The organism is Phaeobacter sp. JH20_29, from assembly GCF_048056175.1.
Lineage (GTDB): Bacteria > Pseudomonadota > Alphaproteobacteria > Rhodobacterales > Rhodobacteraceae > Phaeobacter > Phaeobacter bryozoorum.
Genome location: NZ_JAYMWO010000009.1, coordinates 13,494 through 29,039, shown reverse-complemented (window position 1 = coordinate 29,039; position 15,546 = coordinate 13,494). Strand labels below are relative to the sequence as shown.

General features: G+C 62.6%; 12 protein-coding genes, 1 tRNA gene and 1 pseudogene. 6 read left to right on the top strand and 8 right to left on the bottom strand.

Annotation, left to right across the window (positions count from 1 at the left end; genetic code table 11):
• Nucleotides 1-1,111: 1,111 nt before the first annotated feature.
• From VWZ85_RS06255 to VWZ85_RS06235, 5 genes and pseudogenes are all read left to right on the top strand, one after another.
• Nucleotides 1,112-1,580 (top strand): annotated as a pseudogene (locus tag VWZ85_RS06255) (transposase); the annotation flags it as partial.
• Between the two features lie 541 nt (nucleotides 1,581-2,121).
• Nucleotides 2,122-5,460, top strand: coding sequence for a M10 family metallopeptidase C-terminal domain-containing protein (locus VWZ85_RS06250; RefSeq protein WP_416587449.1), 3,339 nt, complete (start codon nucleotides 2,122-2,124; stop codon nucleotides 5,458-5,460).
• 70 nt (nucleotides 5,461-5,530) lie between these two features.
• Nucleotides 5,531-5,983 carry a hypothetical protein gene (locus tag VWZ85_RS06245; protein WP_340547275.1) on the top strand — a complete coding sequence of 151 codons (453 nt, stop codon included), beginning with the start codon at nucleotides 5,531-5,533 and terminating at the stop codon, nucleotides 5,981-5,983.
• A 133-nt stretch (nucleotides 5,984-6,116) separates the two neighbouring features.
• Nucleotides 6,117-6,869 carry a hypothetical protein gene (locus tag VWZ85_RS06240; protein WP_416535151.1) on the top strand — a complete coding sequence of 251 codons (753 nt, stop codon included), beginning with the start codon at nucleotides 6,117-6,119 and terminating at the stop codon, nucleotides 6,867-6,869.
• Between the two features lie 202 nt (nucleotides 6,870-7,071).
• Nucleotides 7,072-8,001: an MYG1 family protein gene (locus VWZ85_RS06235; RefSeq protein ID WP_416587448.1), complete on the top strand. Its 930-nt coding sequence runs from the start codon at nucleotides 7,072-7,074 to the stop codon at nucleotides 7,999-8,001.
• Between the two features lie 362 nt (nucleotides 8,002-8,363).
• On the opposite strand, the gene VWZ85_RS06230 is transcribed toward VWZ85_RS06235, so the two are convergent.
• From VWZ85_RS06230 to VWZ85_RS06195, 8 genes are all read right to left on the bottom strand, one after another.
• The gene (locus tag VWZ85_RS06230; RefSeq protein WP_416587446.1) at nucleotides 8,364-9,218 is read right to left on the bottom strand and encodes a TonB family protein; all 855 of its coding nucleotides are present in this window, start codon (nucleotides 9,216-9,218) and stop codon (nucleotides 8,364-8,366) included.
• Complete coding sequence (locus VWZ85_RS06225) at nucleotides 9,215-9,592, bottom strand: ExbD/TolR family protein (RefSeq protein ID WP_416539932.1); 378 nt, start codon at nucleotides 9,590-9,592, stop codon at nucleotides 9,215-9,217. The genes VWZ85_RS06230 and VWZ85_RS06225 overlap by 4 nt, the downstream gene beginning before the upstream one ends.
• 9 nt (nucleotides 9,593-9,601) lie before the next feature.
• On the bottom strand, nucleotides 9,602-9,979 hold the full coding sequence (locus VWZ85_RS06220; protein WP_416587445.1) for an ExbD/TolR family protein: 378 nt from the start codon (nucleotides 9,977-9,979) through the stop codon (nucleotides 9,602-9,604).
• Nucleotides 9,980-9,983: 4 nt separating this feature from the next.
• Nucleotides 9,984-10,901 (bottom strand): MotA/TolQ/ExbB proton channel family protein, encoded by a 918-nt coding sequence (locus VWZ85_RS06215; RefSeq protein WP_416587444.1) that lies wholly within the window; start codon nucleotides 10,899-10,901, stop codon nucleotides 9,984-9,986.
• Nucleotides 10,898-11,236: a hypothetical protein gene (locus VWZ85_RS06210; protein WP_416595440.1), complete on the bottom strand. Its 339-nt coding sequence runs from the start codon at nucleotides 11,234-11,236 to the stop codon at nucleotides 10,898-10,900. The genes VWZ85_RS06215 and VWZ85_RS06210 overlap by 4 nt, the downstream gene beginning before the upstream one ends.
• Nucleotides 11,237-11,528: 292 nt before the next feature.
• Nucleotides 11,529-11,605 (bottom strand) — tRNA-Arg (locus VWZ85_RS06205).
• A 34-nt stretch (nucleotides 11,606-11,639) separates the two neighbouring features.
• A complete protein-coding gene (locus VWZ85_RS06200; RefSeq protein WP_416587443.1) occupies nucleotides 11,640-12,119 on the bottom strand; it encodes a GNAT family N-acetyltransferase in 480 nt (159 codons plus the stop codon).
• A 232-nt stretch (nucleotides 12,120-12,351) separates the two neighbouring features.
• On the bottom strand, nucleotides 12,352-13,869 hold the full coding sequence (locus VWZ85_RS06195) for an ABC-F family ATP-binding cassette domain-containing protein (RefSeq protein ID WP_416587441.1): 1,518 nt from the start codon (nucleotides 13,867-13,869) through the stop codon (nucleotides 12,352-12,354).
• A gap of 367 nt (nucleotides 13,870-14,236) precedes the next feature.
• Here VWZ85_RS06195 and VWZ85_RS06190 point away from each other — a divergent pair, with 367 nt between their 5' ends.
• Nucleotides 14,237-15,430 carry a 50S ribosomal protein L11 methyltransferase gene (locus tag VWZ85_RS06190; RefSeq protein WP_416539186.1) on the top strand — a complete coding sequence of 398 codons (1,194 nt, stop codon included), beginning with the start codon at nucleotides 14,237-14,239 and terminating at the stop codon, nucleotides 15,428-15,430.
• Nucleotides 15,431-15,546: the final 116 nt, after the last annotated feature.

Below are 15,546 nucleotides of genomic sequence, written 5' to 3'. Positions count from 1 at the left end.
CCCTGAAAGGGGAAGTACCTGACGGGTTGGCGTCTTTTGTACCGTTAGGGAATTTCATATCGGAACAGATGTCCGAATTGCGTCCATCAACACCATCGCGGTGTCGCGCCGTGTCCGCAGCTCCCTCGGCGGAGGCCGTATCGCACTTGCGCTGATTCAAGGTCTCCATCGCTGGGCCAAAGCCCAGAACGCACGCGAAGTATCGCTGCATATAACGTCCGGTGTTGATCTGCCACGGGCGCATAAGCTGGCGGTAAGATTGGGGTATGAATTGACCGGGGGGAGTTATGCGCGTTTTGTTTGAATTTTCTTTGGCGCTGAGGGTTTGTTACTACTCATTTTTAGGAGATCTCGGGTGAAAAAGCTGTATAGTTTTTGCATCTCAAAAATTGATGACGGAAACGTTATAGTCGGCGCCGGCCTTATACACTTAATATCATCTCTGGTAATCTTAATGTTGATGGTGGTGGAGTCAATTATTGCGGGGTATGTTTCGGTAAATAATGATGTGGCGAGGATTGTAATTGCGATATGTGTCATACCTATATCTCCGTATTTACTAGGTTCCACTTTTATAATAGCTGAACAAATGTGGGTGTTTTTTGGAGTATATCAAATTTTTGGCGTCGAGGGTCGGCCTGTTAGGCGGTTAGTTAGGGGAAAATTCCTTAGGTGAAGTTGAGGTCGTTTTTCTAATATAATTAGTTCTTGAGGAAATTATGAATATTGGCATGCAGAAATTGATGTATTTAAAATTTAGATTGGCGAGAGATGCCCTGTGAAAAGTGAAAAATTCAAACCTTTTCTGAGTCTTTATTTGATTTGTGTTGTTTTGAAATTTTGGTTACCGGATAGGGACATGCTTGTTGGATTGAGGTTGGGTGTGAATAGCATGCTTCTGGGTGGTCCAGTGTATTTACTTTATCTCATTCTGCACGAGGGTGAAAAGTAGAAAAAGCAGGGTCACTTTGCCTTCATTTAATAGGCATTGATTTGAGGTTGTCACGGCTTTGTTGCACAAATCATCTGAGGGACCAACTGCTCATGCCCGTCAGCTATCACTCTGGATTCAAACAGTGAATCCCTCAGATGATTTGTGCAACAAAACCCTTCCAGCGACAAAGGCGACAGTTCGGCCCTGCCCGAACTTCTGAGCCAGTGCCGCCAGAGGAACAGATCTGCACCGTGACCGCCTTCTCGTGCATGTAGACATGCACTGCCGGGCAAGGGATGGCGCCTACGACACGCGCCGCTGCCATACGGCCATCCTGGATCGAGGCGCCGCCGCCGTCATCCCTATCCGCAAGAACGAGCGTCTTTGGAAGGAAGACTGTCCGGCCGCAACGGCCCGCAACGGGATCCTGCGCGCCACCCGGCACCTCGGGCGGGCCATCTGGAAGCGATGGACCGGCTATCATGCCCGAAGTCGGATCGAGGCAAAGATGCGATGTCTGAAATCCTTCGGCGTACGCATCGCCTCACGAGACTTCGACCGACAGGTCGCTGGACACCAAATCCGGATCGCGGTTCTAAACCGCTACACCGCCCTTGGCATACCTGTCACAGAGCCCGTAGGGTAAGTCCGTCCGGGGAAAGGGGAAGCGCCCCCTTCACACGATTTGTGCAACAGAGCCTATCCGGCGGCCCAAATCAGCCCCCTCCCAATGGCAGCGGAGGCCTGCGGCCCGGTTACCGGCGTTCTGGCTCGGTTGTCGCCCGGTCGTGGCGCGGCAGGGCTGGGGCGGGGCCATGCTGTGGGCGTCAGGTGTGCTACCTATGATTGATTCGATCAGCGGAACGGCGGTCACCTGTCAATTCGCCGTTCTGCGCGGTTCTGCGGCCCTTGCAACTGTCCGCACAACTTCGCTCATGTCCCGACGTCAATGGGCCAGCTTTTGCCGAAACCAAGGAGTGCCGAAAAACTCACCAGAAATAGTGAGTTGAACGATCATTCAATTCGGAAACGATCAGGGCACGAAACCAATATATCTATAATCTCCGAGGTCAGCCGATGGCGGCCCGGGCGCTCCGACATGCCTGCGGAGGGCTACGGGTGAATTTTGCCCATCAGATCTGACTACTCGGGGTTGAACGATTGGGTTGAATGACAGGGAGGCCAACATGCCAACATCAACCGAGACCAGCACAGACTGGTGGACCAATGATCAAACGCCGGAGAACCCCTTTGGCAAAAGCGAGGATTACGAGGGGTTTCTCGATTATCTGGGCGCGCTGGGACGCAGCCTGACGCCGGAAATCGCCGCTGAACCGCTGGTGATCAACCTGACCGGGCTGAATGATCACCCCAGCTACAAAGAGGCGGCCATCGGCGCGCTGGAGATGTGGTCCGCAGTCACGCCGTTGCAATTTGAGATCGTCGATGACGCCCCCTTTGATGCCGATGTGCACTGGATGGAGGTTGTCAGCCCGGAAATCGGCGAACAAAGCGACGGCAGCGCCTTTTCCAGCGACCGCTATGTCAGCGTCGGCCAGCGTTTTCACGATACCGAGCCGAATATCACCGACCTTGGCGGCTATGTCTTTGATACCTTCGTGCATGAGTTCGGCCATGAATTCGGCCTGAACCACCCCGGTCTGTATAACTACAGCGGCCCCGGCGGCGTGCAGATCAACTATCTGAACAATGCGACCTGGACCTATGACCGTCAGCAATACAGCGTCATGTCCTATTTCGATGGTATCGACGTGGGCGAGGATACGCGCTGGTCAGCGGTGACCCCGCTAATGGGTGATATCGAGGCGATCATTCGCCGCTATTTCTCCACCGTCGATGATGAGGGCGTGCGGACCTATCAGATCATCAACCTCAATACCGATGACAATACCTATGGCTTCAACAGCAGCGAATACGGCTACCTGCTGACCGAGGACGGGCCGCAGCACGATATCGGTTTTGTGATCCATGACACCGGCGGCGATGACACCATCGACTTCTCCGGCTCCACCGCCAGCACCATTCTGGACCTGCGTGCCGGTGAGTTTTCCAGCGTCAACGGGCACAACAACAATGTGTCGATCTTTGCCGGGCACAACGCGGATCAGACTGAATACTACATCGAGACAGGGATCGGCAGCAGCTACGACGATATCCTGATCGGCAATGACGGCGACAATGTTCTGGACGGGCGCGCGGGCAATGACCGCATGGCCGGCAATGGCGGAGATGACGTCTATTTCGTTGATTCCATTGATGATATCGTTCGCGAGGAAGAAAACGGCGGCAATGACACCGTGATCGTGGTGGCCGATGGGCTGGATCTGGGCGACATCGCCAATGTGGAGACCATCATCTACGCGGGCGGCACGCCGGGAACACCGGGCAGCGACGCGCCGGATGCGCCGAACGAAGGGCCAACCGATGCGCTGGACAGTCTGATCATCGGGGATGACAGCAATGAGACGCTGGATGGCGGTGCCGGTGGCAACACCATCTTTGGCCTTGGTGGCGATGATCTGATCATTGGCGGGCGCGATACGCTGGCCAGCCGCGACATCAACAACACCATTGATATTGCTGACCTTGAGGATCAGACCGAAACCGACGATGGCAATGACGCGCTTTATGGCGGCGATGGCAATGATACTATCAACGGCGGAGCGGGCGACGACCTGCTGGACGGCGGCGATGGCAACGACCTGCTGCGCGGTCAGGCGGGGGCCGATGTGTTCCGCGGCGGGGCAGGGATCGACACCGTTGATTTCAGCCAGGAAAGCCCGTTCCAGCTGCTGGTCAACCTGGAAACCAATGTGGCCAGCGGGGGCACCGCTTCGGGCGATACCTTCTACAGCATTGAAAACCTGATCGGCTCGGATGACCGGATCGACCGGTTTATCGGCACCTCCGACAACAACCATTTCTGGGGTCAGGGCGGCGGCGACGTCTTCAATGGCGGCGGCGGTGACGACACGCTGGATGGCGGCAACGACGGTGACATGCTCTATGGTGAGGACGGCGACGACGTTCTGATCGGCGGCAGCGGTCAGGATTATCTCGACGGCGGCGCGGGCGTGGATACCGTGGTCTATACCACCAGCTCGGTCGGGGTGACTGTCGATCTGGAAAACGGCACAGCCCGTGGCGGCGACGCTGACGGACCGGTGCAGATCGTCGGACGCGGCACCACGATCCGTCATGACATCATCGTGGATGTGGAAAACGCGGTTGGCTCGCTCCATGACGATCACCTGATCGGCTCGGATGGCGAAAACACCCTGAGCGGCGGTGCCGGCGACGATGTTCTGACCGGCGGTGGCGGGGCGGACCTGCTTGATGGCGGCGCGGGCAGCGATACGGCCGACTACGCCAATGCGACCCGTGGCGTGAAGCTGAACATGGCCAATGGCAAGACCGCGGGCGACACCTATGTTTCCATCGAGAATATCTCCGGCTCCGGTTTCAATGACCGGATCAAGGGCGACGGCTCCGACAATGTGCTGACCGGGCAGGGGGGCAATGACACCCTGAAAGGCGGCAACGGGGATGACACCCTGCTGGGGGATTTTGCCGATGCCGCGGATGCGATACCGCAGCCCGGTCTTGGCACCGGCTACGCTACGCTGGGTCCGGATGCGACCAATAACTCGATCGAAACCGCCTTTGATATCTCGGATAACTTCTCGCTGACCGAGGACCCGGATATCTTTGACTCGACCAGCGTGCTGCACACAACAGTGAATGCCACCGGCAACGGGGCGGGTGGTTACTACCGCATTGATCTGGCGGCGGGCACCGTGCTGACCATCGACATCGACGGGATTGCCGATCCCAATGTTCACGACAGCTGGGTTCGGCTGCTGGACAGCGAGGGCAATATCGTCACCCAGAACGATGATGGCGGCGGCGATCCCGGCTCCACCAGCAACCGCGACTCCAGCACTGTCTTTGTGGTCGAGGAAACCGGTACCTACTACATCCTTGAGGGCAGCTGGTCGCCGGATACCGCCGATGGCTGGTCCGAGAGCGTGCCTGAAGGCTCCACCTATGAGTTGAATGTCTCGGTCGAATTCCCACCGGCACCGGCGCAGCCGGGCGAGGCGGGCGAGGATGTGCTCAGGGGCGGACGTGGCAACGACATGCTGGATGGCGGTCTGATGGCGGATACGCTCTTTGGTGGTCAGGGAGACGATTACTTCCGCTTCTCGACCGAGCTGGGTGCGGACAATATCGACGAGATCCGCGACTTCGATGTGGCCAGTGACACCATCCTGCTGGACAGCGCGATCTTCACCGAAGTGGGCGCAGAGGGTGTGCTGGACTTTGGCGCCTTCCACAGCAGCGCTTCGGGTACCGCGCTCGATGCGGCGGACCGGATTGTCTACAACACCTCCAGCGGTGCGCTGACCTATGACGCGGACGGTCGGGGTGGTGACGATGCGATCCAGTTCGCCCAGTTGCAGTCCGGGCTACAGCTGACAGCAGATGATTTTGTGATCATCTGATCTGATACGAACAGGCACAGGGGGCCGATTGCGCCCCCTGTGTCGGCTATGTTTCGGGAGAGGAAACACCATGCCCCGCTATCTTGCCCCGCAGTCTATCAGACAGTCCCAACCTCGGTCCCATATCCAGCCGCTGCACCGGCGTCAGCTGATCCTTGGGCTGGCTGCAACCGCGCTGGTGGTCACCGCTGATCGCGGCCGGGCACAGCCGGGAGCGGTGCAGGGGATTGTCACCTTTGCCGGCGAGGGCAAGATCCCGAAGGGGCGGATCACCGTCTTTCTGTCGGATCCGTCGCAGGCAGATGCGCCCGATGACACTGCGGCGCGGGTCGATCTCATCAGCGATGGCGCCAGCCGGCAGATCGCATTCAGCCTGCCGCAGACAGAGCTGCCGCAGAACCATACCGCCCGGCGGCTTGTCGCGCGGCTGGAACGGGAAGATGGTTGGCTGATCGCCCGTGGCAGCGCCAAGCTCGCCGCAGGCCAGCGGCCCGAGGTCACGCTCAACACGGTGATGTACTGACCGCATGCCGAACCTGCGATAAGTCCAAGCCTGCGAAGGATGTTTTCCTACCGCTATCTGCGGTCTCATGGTATCAGACCGATGTGCTGCCCGGCAGCAGCGCAGAGCCACAGAAGACGCAAGGAGCGCGAGGATGTTCAACGCAGATCGTGTCACAGAGGTTGCCCAGTCCAGCGTGGTCGAAACGCTGGATCTGTCCATGTTCAGCGAGGCCGATATTCTGAACACCGTGCTTCAGCGGTCCGAGGTGCTCTTTGATCTGGACCGTCCCGGCCGACCGATCCGGCGCTGGTCCAAGGGCAAGCCGGAGGAGTTGCAGGACGAAGTGGCGCGCCGCGGCGATCTGCTGCTGAAACGCGCGATTTCCGTGCTCTATCTTGAGTATCTGGCGCTGAAGCCCACGCTGGAGACACTTGCGCCGAAACATGTCGCGGATATCGGATGTGGCTATGGTTTCATTGATCTGTTTCTGGCGCGGGAGTTTGCCTGCGCGATCACCCTGATCGACCTGGAAGACAATGAGGCGACCCATTTCGGCTTCGACGCCGAAGGGGCCGCCTATAGCAGTCTCAGCACCGCGCGGGCGTTTCTGACCGCCAATGGCGTGGCGGATGTGACGACGGTGAATCCGGGCCGCGAGGATCCGAACCGGATCGGAGATGTCGATCTGGCGCTGTCGCTGCTCAGCTGCGGTTTTCACTATCCGGTCAGCACCTATGAGACCTTCTGGAAGAACAGCGTCAAACCCGATGGGGCGATCATCCTCGACCTGCGCGATGCCGAGGCCGCCCCCCAGCGCGCGCTGCTGGGCCAGATCGGCGCGCTGCATGATCTGTGGAGCGGCGAGAAATGGACCCGCATTCAGGTCCGCAAACCCGCCGCCTAGCCGACCTGCCACTGGGTGTATCAAGCCAATGATCTGCGGGTGTTTTTCGCCCCTGTAATTTGCCAGCACGATGCGCTATCCGGGGGAAGAGCCTGGCGCGGCGCCGGGGGCGTGATGATGCGCGCATGGCGACGCCGCCTTTGATACCGATGGGTGGCCTTGCGGGTGCCCGACGCCTGTTAGCCCTTGCGGAGCGCCTTTGATGACCATCACCCATCTTGTGACCCATTCCGGCGGGTTTCATGCCGATGAACTGCTGTCCTCGGTCATTCTGACGCGGCTGTTTCCCGATGCCACGCTGCTGCGCTCGCGGGAGGAGGCCTGGATCACGCCGCAGGCGGGGCGGATCATCTATGACGTGGGCCGGGCCTATGATGCCGAGGCGCAGGTTTTCGATCATCACCAGCGCCCCAATCCGCTGCGCGACGATGGGCAGCCCTATAGCTCCTTTGGGCTGATCTGGCGGCATTATGGCCGCGATTACCTGCGCAGTCTGGCGGTGCCGGAGGTGGATATCGAGGTGATCCACCACAGTTTTGACCAGGGGTTCGTGCTGCCGGTGGATCTGCTGGACAATGGCGCGATTGAACCTTCGGTTGCGGGGCCGCTGGCGGGAATGACGCTGCCGGTGCTGCTGGAGACGCTGAAGCCGGCGTTTGACGACAGCCGCGAGGGCGCGGATGATCAGGCGTTTCTGGCAGCACTGCCGGTGGCGCGCGCCTTTGTCGAGGCGGCGGTCCGGGGGAGGGCGGCGAAACGGCGCGCCGAGGTTATGGTGCTGAGCGCGATCGAGGCCGCAGGTGCGGCGCGGGTGCTGGAGCTGCCGATGGGAATGCCCTTTCGCGCGGCGGTCGAGGCGGCCGGGGCTGACCATCTCTTGTTCGTGGTCCATCCGCGCAGCAGCGACTGGACGCTGACCACCATCCGCAAGAGCGGCGACAGCTTTGAAAGCCGCGCCGATCTGCCTGCGGCCTGGGCCGGGCTGACCGATGCCGCGCTTGAGGCGGCCTGCGGGGTCAAGGGGGCCAAATTCTGCCACAACGCCCGGTTCATCGCGGTGGCCGACACCCGCGCGGCGATCCTTGAGATGGCGGAGCTTGCGGTGGCTGAGGCACAGCGGCCTGCGGCGTAAACCTTGGGTGCGAGGTGGCGCGGCATGGTCCGTGTCTGGGGCAGCCCGGTTGTCAGCTCGTGCTGTGGAAAAGGTCAGCGTCCCTGTCTAATTGTTTCGCGCGCGAAACATTCGGACAGGCAGGCTGATACTTTTTCTGGGCGTTGCTGAGCGTGCGGGCGCGGATATCTGGTAAGACCGCAACGGATATTTCTGTGAGGTTAACAGACTGGGCGAACAGATTAGGCGAACAGATTAGGCGAACAGGCGCCGACACCGACACTGGCGCCGGCCTGCGGGCGCATCGGTGGCGCGGTGATCCTGCGACGGGGTGCGGACAGGGTTTCACGCCTGCACAAGGGCGCGCTTGGACGGTCGCGCCGTTACTTCGAAAAATCCATCGGCAGGCTGAATGTCATCTGGCTAAGCGTCAGCTGCCGGGGGGCGGCGGGGAAATTTGCGGCGCGGGCGACGGCCTGAAGCGCGGCCTGATCCAGCGCGGCATTGCCGGAGGATCTGGCGATCCGGTGGCTGATCAGCTGACCGCTGCGGGCAACGGTGAGACGCACCACCACCCGCCCGTTGCCGCGCGCGCCTGACGGGTAGCGTTTGCGCCGTTCGATACGGGCGCGGATCTTGGCCCCCCAGATCGCCTGAAGCTTGGCCTGTCGACCGGCCTCTGCGGTGGCGGCTGCGGAGCTGCCCGCCTGACCCGCCTCGGCGCCGCCGCCCGATCCGGCAGCGCGCTGGGCATCGCGCCCCGATGATCTCTGCTCGGCTTTGCGGGCGTTTTGCGGTTGCGGCTCCGGCTTGGCGCGTGGTTTTGCGCGGGGGCGCAGATCGGGATCGGGCTGTGGTCGCGGCACGGTCTGCGGTGGCGCTAGCGGCGGCGGTGGTGCGCTGTCGACGTCGAGCCTGTCAGCGGGGGGCGGAGGGCTGATCGCGAGCTGCCGTGCGGCGCTGGGCGCCTGCGCCAGGTCGAACTGCGGTATCACGGGGGCCGAAGGGGCGGTCTGTGGCGGGGTCAGATCGGTGTCGATCCGGGGCTGGGTCTGCGGCGGGCGCTCCCAGGTTTCGACCATCTCGACCACGGTGGCGCTGGCGGCCTGAACCGAGACCAGAGCATCGCCGCCCGCGCCGCTGGACTGGGCGCCGGATCTGGGGGCGCTGGCAAACAGGGCAACGTGAATCACCGTGGCGATCCCGGCAAAGACGGTGAGTTCGGCGGCGCGTTTCATTGTGGGCGCACCACCAGTTCGGCGCGGCTGAGCCCGGCGGCGGCCAGCTGGCGCAGGATCCGCGCCAGTTCGGTTGCGGGCAACCGGGCATCGGCGCGCAGCTGAATGGTTTTGCCGCTGGCGTCGGCAAGTCGGCTGAGCGCGGCGGTGCCTTCGTGGCCGTCGAAGTTCAGCCGCCCGGTAGCGTCGATAAAAAGCACGGCATCGGATGTTGGCTCACCCTCCAGCGCGGCGGCGGGCGGGGTCACCTCGAACGGGTCAGGCTGGGCGAGCCGCGAGGTCATGAGGAAGAAGATCAGCAGCAGAAATACGACGTTGATCATCGGCACGATGGATTCCGCGCGCATCCGGCGGGGGGGATCGGTCAGGTCCACAGGGTCTCCTCAGTCCACCAGCACAAAATTGCTGAACCCGGCCTGCCGCAGCAGGGTGGTCACATCGGTGATCCGCTGCACATCGGCCTGATCGCGCCCGCGCAGCACCAGCATGTCACCGGGGCTGTCCATCAGCAGGGCGAGCGCCGCTGGCAGGTTGCTCTCGGCCACCGGCTGGCCGTTGAGATCGAGATTGTCGGCACCGATGCCGATCAGCCGGGGCGGGCCGTTGTAGCTGCCGCCCTGACCCGCAAGCGGCAGGTCGAGCACCACATCGGTGCCAAAGCGGGAGGCCAGCATGAAAAACACCAAGAGCAGGAACACCACGTCGATCATCGGCGTCAGGCTGGGTTTGCGTCGGGGGCGCTGAGCTTGGGTGAGGTGCATCGGCTTACTCGGCGGCCAGTTTCAGCGATGGCGGCTGGTGGGCGACAAAGATGCGGGTGGCGCTGTCCTCAAGGTCGCGGCGAATGCGGCTGATCACGGCTTCGAACCAGGTGAGGGCGGCGGAGGCGGGAATGGCCACACCCATGCCGGCCGCAGTGGTCAGGAGCGCCTCCCAGATGCCGCCGGCCAGCAAGGCGGGATCGGCCTTGGACCCGGCGGCCTGCAAGGCCTGAAAGGCCGCGATCATGCCCAGAACCGTACCCAGAAGGCCAAGCAGCGGGGCGATGGTGGCGATCAGCTCCAGCGCGCCAAGGCCAGAGCCGGCGGAGGCCAGATGCAGCTTGGCGACGCGGGCGGTTTCTTCGCGGGCGCGGTCTTCAGGCAGGGTGTGGACGGAGGCCAGCGCGGTTGCGACCACTTTGGAGCGGATGCCGCGACGGCCCCGGACGATATCGCGGGCGATGTCCGGTTCGCCGCGTTCAAAGGCGGCGACAGCGCGGCCGGCCTTGCCTCGGGACCAGGCGCCGATCAGCGCGAGCCGCCAGATCTTCCACAGGATCAGCGTCAGCGTGATCACCGAAAGAGCGGCAATCACCCAGATCGAGGGGCCGCCATCACGCAGGAGCGCCATGGCCTGCGCGGTGGCATCGCTGGCGGTCTGCGCAAGGCGCTGCTGTTGCGCCGGGGCGGCGGCATCCGCGGTCTGCGGCGCATCCGGTTGCGGTGCCGGTGCTGCTGCTGGGGCTTGCGCGGCGGAGCCTGTGGTCGCGGGGATCTGCGGCATCACCGATGCCGGGGCATCGGCTGCGACCTGCGGCACCGGCGGGGCGGGAGGGGTTGGCGACACCGGCGCCTCCTGCGCGGCGACGAAGGCGGGGATCAGCAACAGCGCGGCAAGGGCCGCTGGTCTGCGGGTGGTCATGATGGGCTCCAATTGGCGACGATATAGCTTTGTCCGGGGGCGGCGCGCACCGTGGCTAGGAACGATGCCGGGGGGCTGGCTATGGTTTGCAGGGGGAACAACGGGTTAGCGGTCATGATTGGCCTCTCCCATTCAGGGATCACATGCGGGCTGGGCGGCAATCCGGTCAGGCTCCAGCGCGCCATGCCGCTATGACCGGACGGCGGAGAGATCGCTGCCATATCCTTTGCGCAGCGCATAAGGGCGGCGACCCGGCGCAAGGCTCGCCGGATCAGGATCCGCTGCGGGCAGCGGCGGGCGCTGTCATTTGAGGGTGGGGGATTGCCCTGTGTCATATGTCTCTCCAGCCATCGGCACAGGGTGCCGCCGTTTTGATCGGTGTCGTGATCGAGAATGGCTGGAGCCCTGCACCGCTGAGGTGCAGAGTCTTGCTGGATGGCGCATCATCCGCTGCGCCCGGGGTCAGTTATTTAACCCTAGTTCTTTTGTCAAGTTAGGCGCAAAGGCTGCCGCAACGGCGTCTGTCGCCAGAGCGCCCCGGCAACCTTCTGGCAAACTTCTGGCAAGCTCCCGGTCTGCGCGCCGGAAACGCCGCCGCTATCGGGCAGATCCTGATGGACGGAATGCTGGCGATCCCTGAAGGACTCGAACCCTCAACCTGCTGATTAGAAGTCAGCTGCTCTATCCAGTTGAGCTAAGGGACCGCTTGCGCCAGTTATGACAGGACGCGGGGAAGGGTCAAGCCGCGGCGCGCAGGTCAAGGCGCATAAACAGCGACCAGGGGTCCTTGCTGTAGTCGCCAAAGGGTGGGCATTCGACAAAGCCGTAGCTTTCATAGAGCCGTTTGGCTGGGGTGAAATCCTCGGTCGAGCCGGTTTCGAGATAGACAGCAGAGGCCCCGTCGGATCGGGCGCGGTCCAGCAGGAACTCCAGCATCTGGCGTCCGGCGCCGCTGCCGCGGGCCTCGGCGAGGGTGTGCATGGATTTCAGTTCGCAGCCGCCATCGGGCAGGGACTTCAGGGCGCCCATGGCGATGGCCCGCCCGTCGCGGCGGAGCAGGAAGAAGGCGACATCGGCGGCATCAAGGCCGCTGCCATCCAGTGCGTGGCAGCTTTCTGCGGGGGATTGCGCGGCCATCTGTGCCAGATGGCGTTTGATCAGCGCCTGTGCCTCGGGCTCGGCGGCGCTGGCGCGGGTGATGGCAATATCGGTCGTCATCGGCTGGATCCTTGGGTCGCATATCCCCGGTCGCTGGGCAGGGCGGGGTCTGTTCCGGGGGTTGTGTCTGTATCCGTTTCTGTGTCGCAGAGTTGCGAAAACCACGTGGCGGCGCAAGCGGTTCTGCCGCACCCACCGGCGCAGCCAGAGGACCGGATGATGTGTTGCTCAATATTTCGGCAACTGGCGTGTCTGGCGGGGCGGCGGTCACAGGTGGCCGCCGCCATAGCCCTCAGCCCGCGCCCATTTCAGAGCTAAGGAAGGCATCGGCGCTGGCGACCTCTTCCAGGCGACGGCCACGGATCCACCAGAAGCGATTGCCGACGGCCCTGAGAAAGCTGCGGTCATGGCTCACCAGCAGACAGGCGGCATCCTGGCCGATCAGCTCTGCTTCGAGGGCTTCCTGACCTTCGATGTCGAGATGATTGGTGGGTTCGTCCAGCAGATAGAAATTGGGGTTGCGAAGCCGCAGGAGCAGCATTGCCAGCCGTGCCTTCTGCCCGCCTGACAGGGCTTTCACCGCCGTGTCCTGCAAGGCGAATTTGATGCCTGCCCCCGCCAGAAGGTTGCGCGCGGGCTGATCGCCGATGTCGGAGGCCGCCGTCACCAGCGCCAGCGGCGTGTCATTATCGGCCAGCTGGCTGAGGTGCTGGTCCGAATAGGCCGGAACGACAGAGGACGCACATCTGATGTGCTCCGCCCCGCCGGTCAGTGCCTGCTGGATCATCCTGACCAGCTGCGTCTTGCCGGTGCCATTTGCGCCCAGCAGGACAATGCGGTCCCCGGGGGTGATCCATTTCTGGCCGGTACTGTATAGCCGTTGCCCGTCCGGCGTCTGAACGGTCAGATCATCCAATGTAATCAGGGCCTTGGCATGGGTGCCGCTGTTGGTCAGCCTGATGTCGCCGGCCGAATGCTCGCGGTGGGCCGGTTTGGCGGCGGCCTCCAGCCGGTCGGCGCGTTCGGCCAGCTGCTTGGTCTTGGTCAGCAAGAGATCGGAGCCGGAGTTGATCCCGACATTCTTCAGCTTTGCGGCCTGCTGGCGCAGCTGCTGGGCTTTTTTCAGATCATTGGCATGGCGTCGCGCATCGGCGGCGTCGACCTCATCCAATGCGGCGCGGGCGGCGGAGAATGGCAGCTGGAACACCCGCGAGCCTTCGGCGCGCAGGAACAGCGTGCGGTTGGTCGTGGCATCCAGAAAGGCGCGGTCGTGGGAGGTGATCACCATCGGCAGATCGCGCGGCCGCTCTGACAGCCAGTTTTCGAGAAATGCTATTCGGTTGAGATCCAGATGGTTGGTCGGCTCATCCAGTAGCAGCAGGTCCGGCGTGGTGATCCAGGCGGCCGCCAGCATCGCGGCGCGCTGCCAGCCCCCGCTGAGCGCGCCAAGCGGCTGGTGCTGAAACTCATAAGGCACCTGAAGGTCGTCCAGAACCACATCGACGCGCCAGCTTTCATAGTCGGCCTGCTCGCCCGGCAGGGCGGCAAGCACCCAGTCATAGAGCGTGACGGCAAGCGCTTCGGCAGGCAGGCTCTGTTTCACGTGGCCAATCCGCAGGCCACGGGCGCGGGTGATCTCGCCGGTTGTCGGCGTCAGCTCATCGGCGAGACAGGCAAGCAGGGTCGATTTGCCCCGCCCGTTGGCGGCGATGAGACCGAGCCGGTCGGGTTTCGAAAGGGTCAGGGAGAGGTCGCGGAACAGCGGGTCGCCAAGGGTGACGCCCAACGCATTGAGATTGATGACAGACATGGAAAACTCGGGTCAAAGAGATTTGGCCGCAAAAGCGGCAATCGGCGGACCAGTGACGAGATTTTCCTCTGGCCAGCCCTGCAAACGGATTTACAGGGCCAGACGGGGACCGTGCTGAAGTCGGCGGATGATACGCATGTTCAGCTGCTGTCCTCCCGTTGTGCGATGTGAGTTTCAGATCAGGCTAAGAAACTTTTGCACCCTTGGCAAGGGGGGCGGGGCATGGCCTGCCGACATTCGGTGCGCGATAGGCTGTGAGCTTTACCAATTCTTAGATCCGGGTGGTGAATAGTCGCAATCAGTTGCATTTGCCTCAAATAGGGAAAACTAAAAATTGCTTAAAACACAAACGTCTAGACCCGCCTCCATGCCCTTTCTTGCGGGGCGCGCGGAGGCCGGGCATCTGGTGGAGCTTGCCAAATCCACCCCCCTTGGTGATGGCGGTATGCGCAGCGCGCAGCTGTTGTCGGAAGCGCTGCGGCTGGATCCTCATCACCATGAGGCGCAGGTGTTGCAGGAGCGGCTGCACCAGACGTTTGTGCCACGCTGGCATTTTCCGATGCTGGCGGATCGGGCGCGCAACCGTGCCTATGCCGAGGCCATCGCGATGAAGGTCAGACCGGGGGATATCGTGCTGGATATCGGCTGCGGTGCCGGTCTGACGGCGATGCTGGCGGCGCGGGCCGGGGCGAAACATGTCTATACCTGTGAGCAGCAGCCGCTGATTGCGGAGGCGGCGACGCGGGTGATTGCCGACAATGGTCTGAGCGACCGCATCACCGTCATTTCCAAATGGTCGCATGAGATTATCCTCGGTGTCGACATGCCGGAGCAGGCCGATGTGGTGATTTCGGAGATTGTCGATACCGTTCTATTGGGGGAGGGCGCGCTGGATACGCTGTCACATGCGATGTCGGCGCTGGCCAAGCCGGGCGCCCGCGCGGTTCCCGAAACCGGCAGGCTGGTCGCGCAACCGGTTGAAAGTGCGCCGCTTCTGGAGCAGTGGCGGCCGCAGATGGCAGAGGGATTCGATCTGGGCGCCTTTCACCATCTGGCGCGGGTTGCGCAGATCACGCCGAGTGATTTCAGATCCTGTGGGCTGCGACCGCTGGGCGCCGGTACAGAACTGTTTGCGTTCGATTTTACGCGCCCGGATGTCAGGCCGGGGCGGACCACCGAGACGCTGATCTGTAGCCATCCGGGTATCGTCCATGCGGTTTTTGTCAGCTTTGAGATGGAGTTGGCGCCGGGGATTCAGCTGACCAATGATCTTGGTTCCGAGGGGCATTGGGGGCGGACGGCCTTTTTGCTGGATCGGCCACGGTCGGTCTCTCCGGGCGATCATCTGCAGCTGACGGCGCAGCATGATGCGGCGGCGCTGAGCCTCGCGGTTCACGACATGGAGGCGAGCGCGGATCACGCGCGGGTCTGGCTACAGCCGGGCTGGCGCGCGGGTTATGAACACGGGGCGGGTGAGGCGGCCGCGCTGCCGCAGGGCTACCCGGTCTGGGCGCCGGTGCAGACCGCCGCCCCTGCGGCACCAGCCCCTGCACTTGGCTAGCAGGCAGGGCCCGCCGGGGCCGCATCCATCCTGAAGGGTCGCCAGCCACCAAGGCTGGCGACCGCACAGGATCTGCTGCGGCGGTATCAGCGCGGTGGCCTCGCTGTTTCGCGGCC

Bases quoted from the DNA above. Each gene is read 5' to 3' on its own strand.
- VWZ85_RS06235 (WP_416587448.1), top strand. From the start codon at position 7,072: ATGACCATCACCCATCTTGTGACCCATTCCGGCGGGTTTCATGCCGAT.
- VWZ85_RS06215 (WP_416587444.1), bottom strand. From the start codon at position 10,901: ATGACCACCCGCAGACCAGCGGCCCTTGCCGCGCTGTTGCTGATCCCC.
- VWZ85_RS06190 (WP_416539186.1), top strand. From the start codon at position 14,237: ATGCCCTTTCTTGCGGGGCGCGCGGAGGCCGGGCATCTGGTGGAGCTT.
- VWZ85_RS06220 (WP_416587445.1), bottom strand. From the start codon at position 9,979: ATGCACCTCACCCAAGCTCAGCGCCCCCGACGCAAACCCAGCCTGACG.
- VWZ85_RS06245 (WP_340547275.1), top strand. From the start codon at position 5,531: ATGCCCCGCTATCTTGCCCCGCAGTCTATCAGACAGTCCCAACCTCGG.
- VWZ85_RS06250 (WP_416587449.1), top strand. From the start codon at position 2,122: ATGCCAACATCAACCGAGACCAGCACAGACTGGTGGACCAATGATCAA.
- VWZ85_RS06240 (WP_416535151.1), top strand. From the start codon at position 6,117: ATGTTCAACGCAGATCGTGTCACAGAGGTTGCCCAGTCCAGCGTGGTC.
- VWZ85_RS06195 (WP_416587441.1), bottom strand. From the start codon at position 13,869: ATGTCTGTCATCAATCTCAATGCGTTGGGCGTCACCCTTGGCGACCCG.
- VWZ85_RS06230 (WP_416587446.1), bottom strand. From the start codon at position 9,218: ATGAAACGCGCCGCCGAACTCACCGTCTTTGCCGGGATCGCCACGGTG.
- VWZ85_RS06200 (WP_416587443.1), bottom strand. From the start codon at position 12,119: ATGACGACCGATATTGCCATCACCCGCGCCAGCGCCGCCGAGCCCGAG.
- VWZ85_RS06210 (WP_416595440.1), bottom strand. From the start codon at position 11,236: ATGACACAGGGCAATCCCCCACCCTCAAATGACAGCGCCCGCCGCTGC.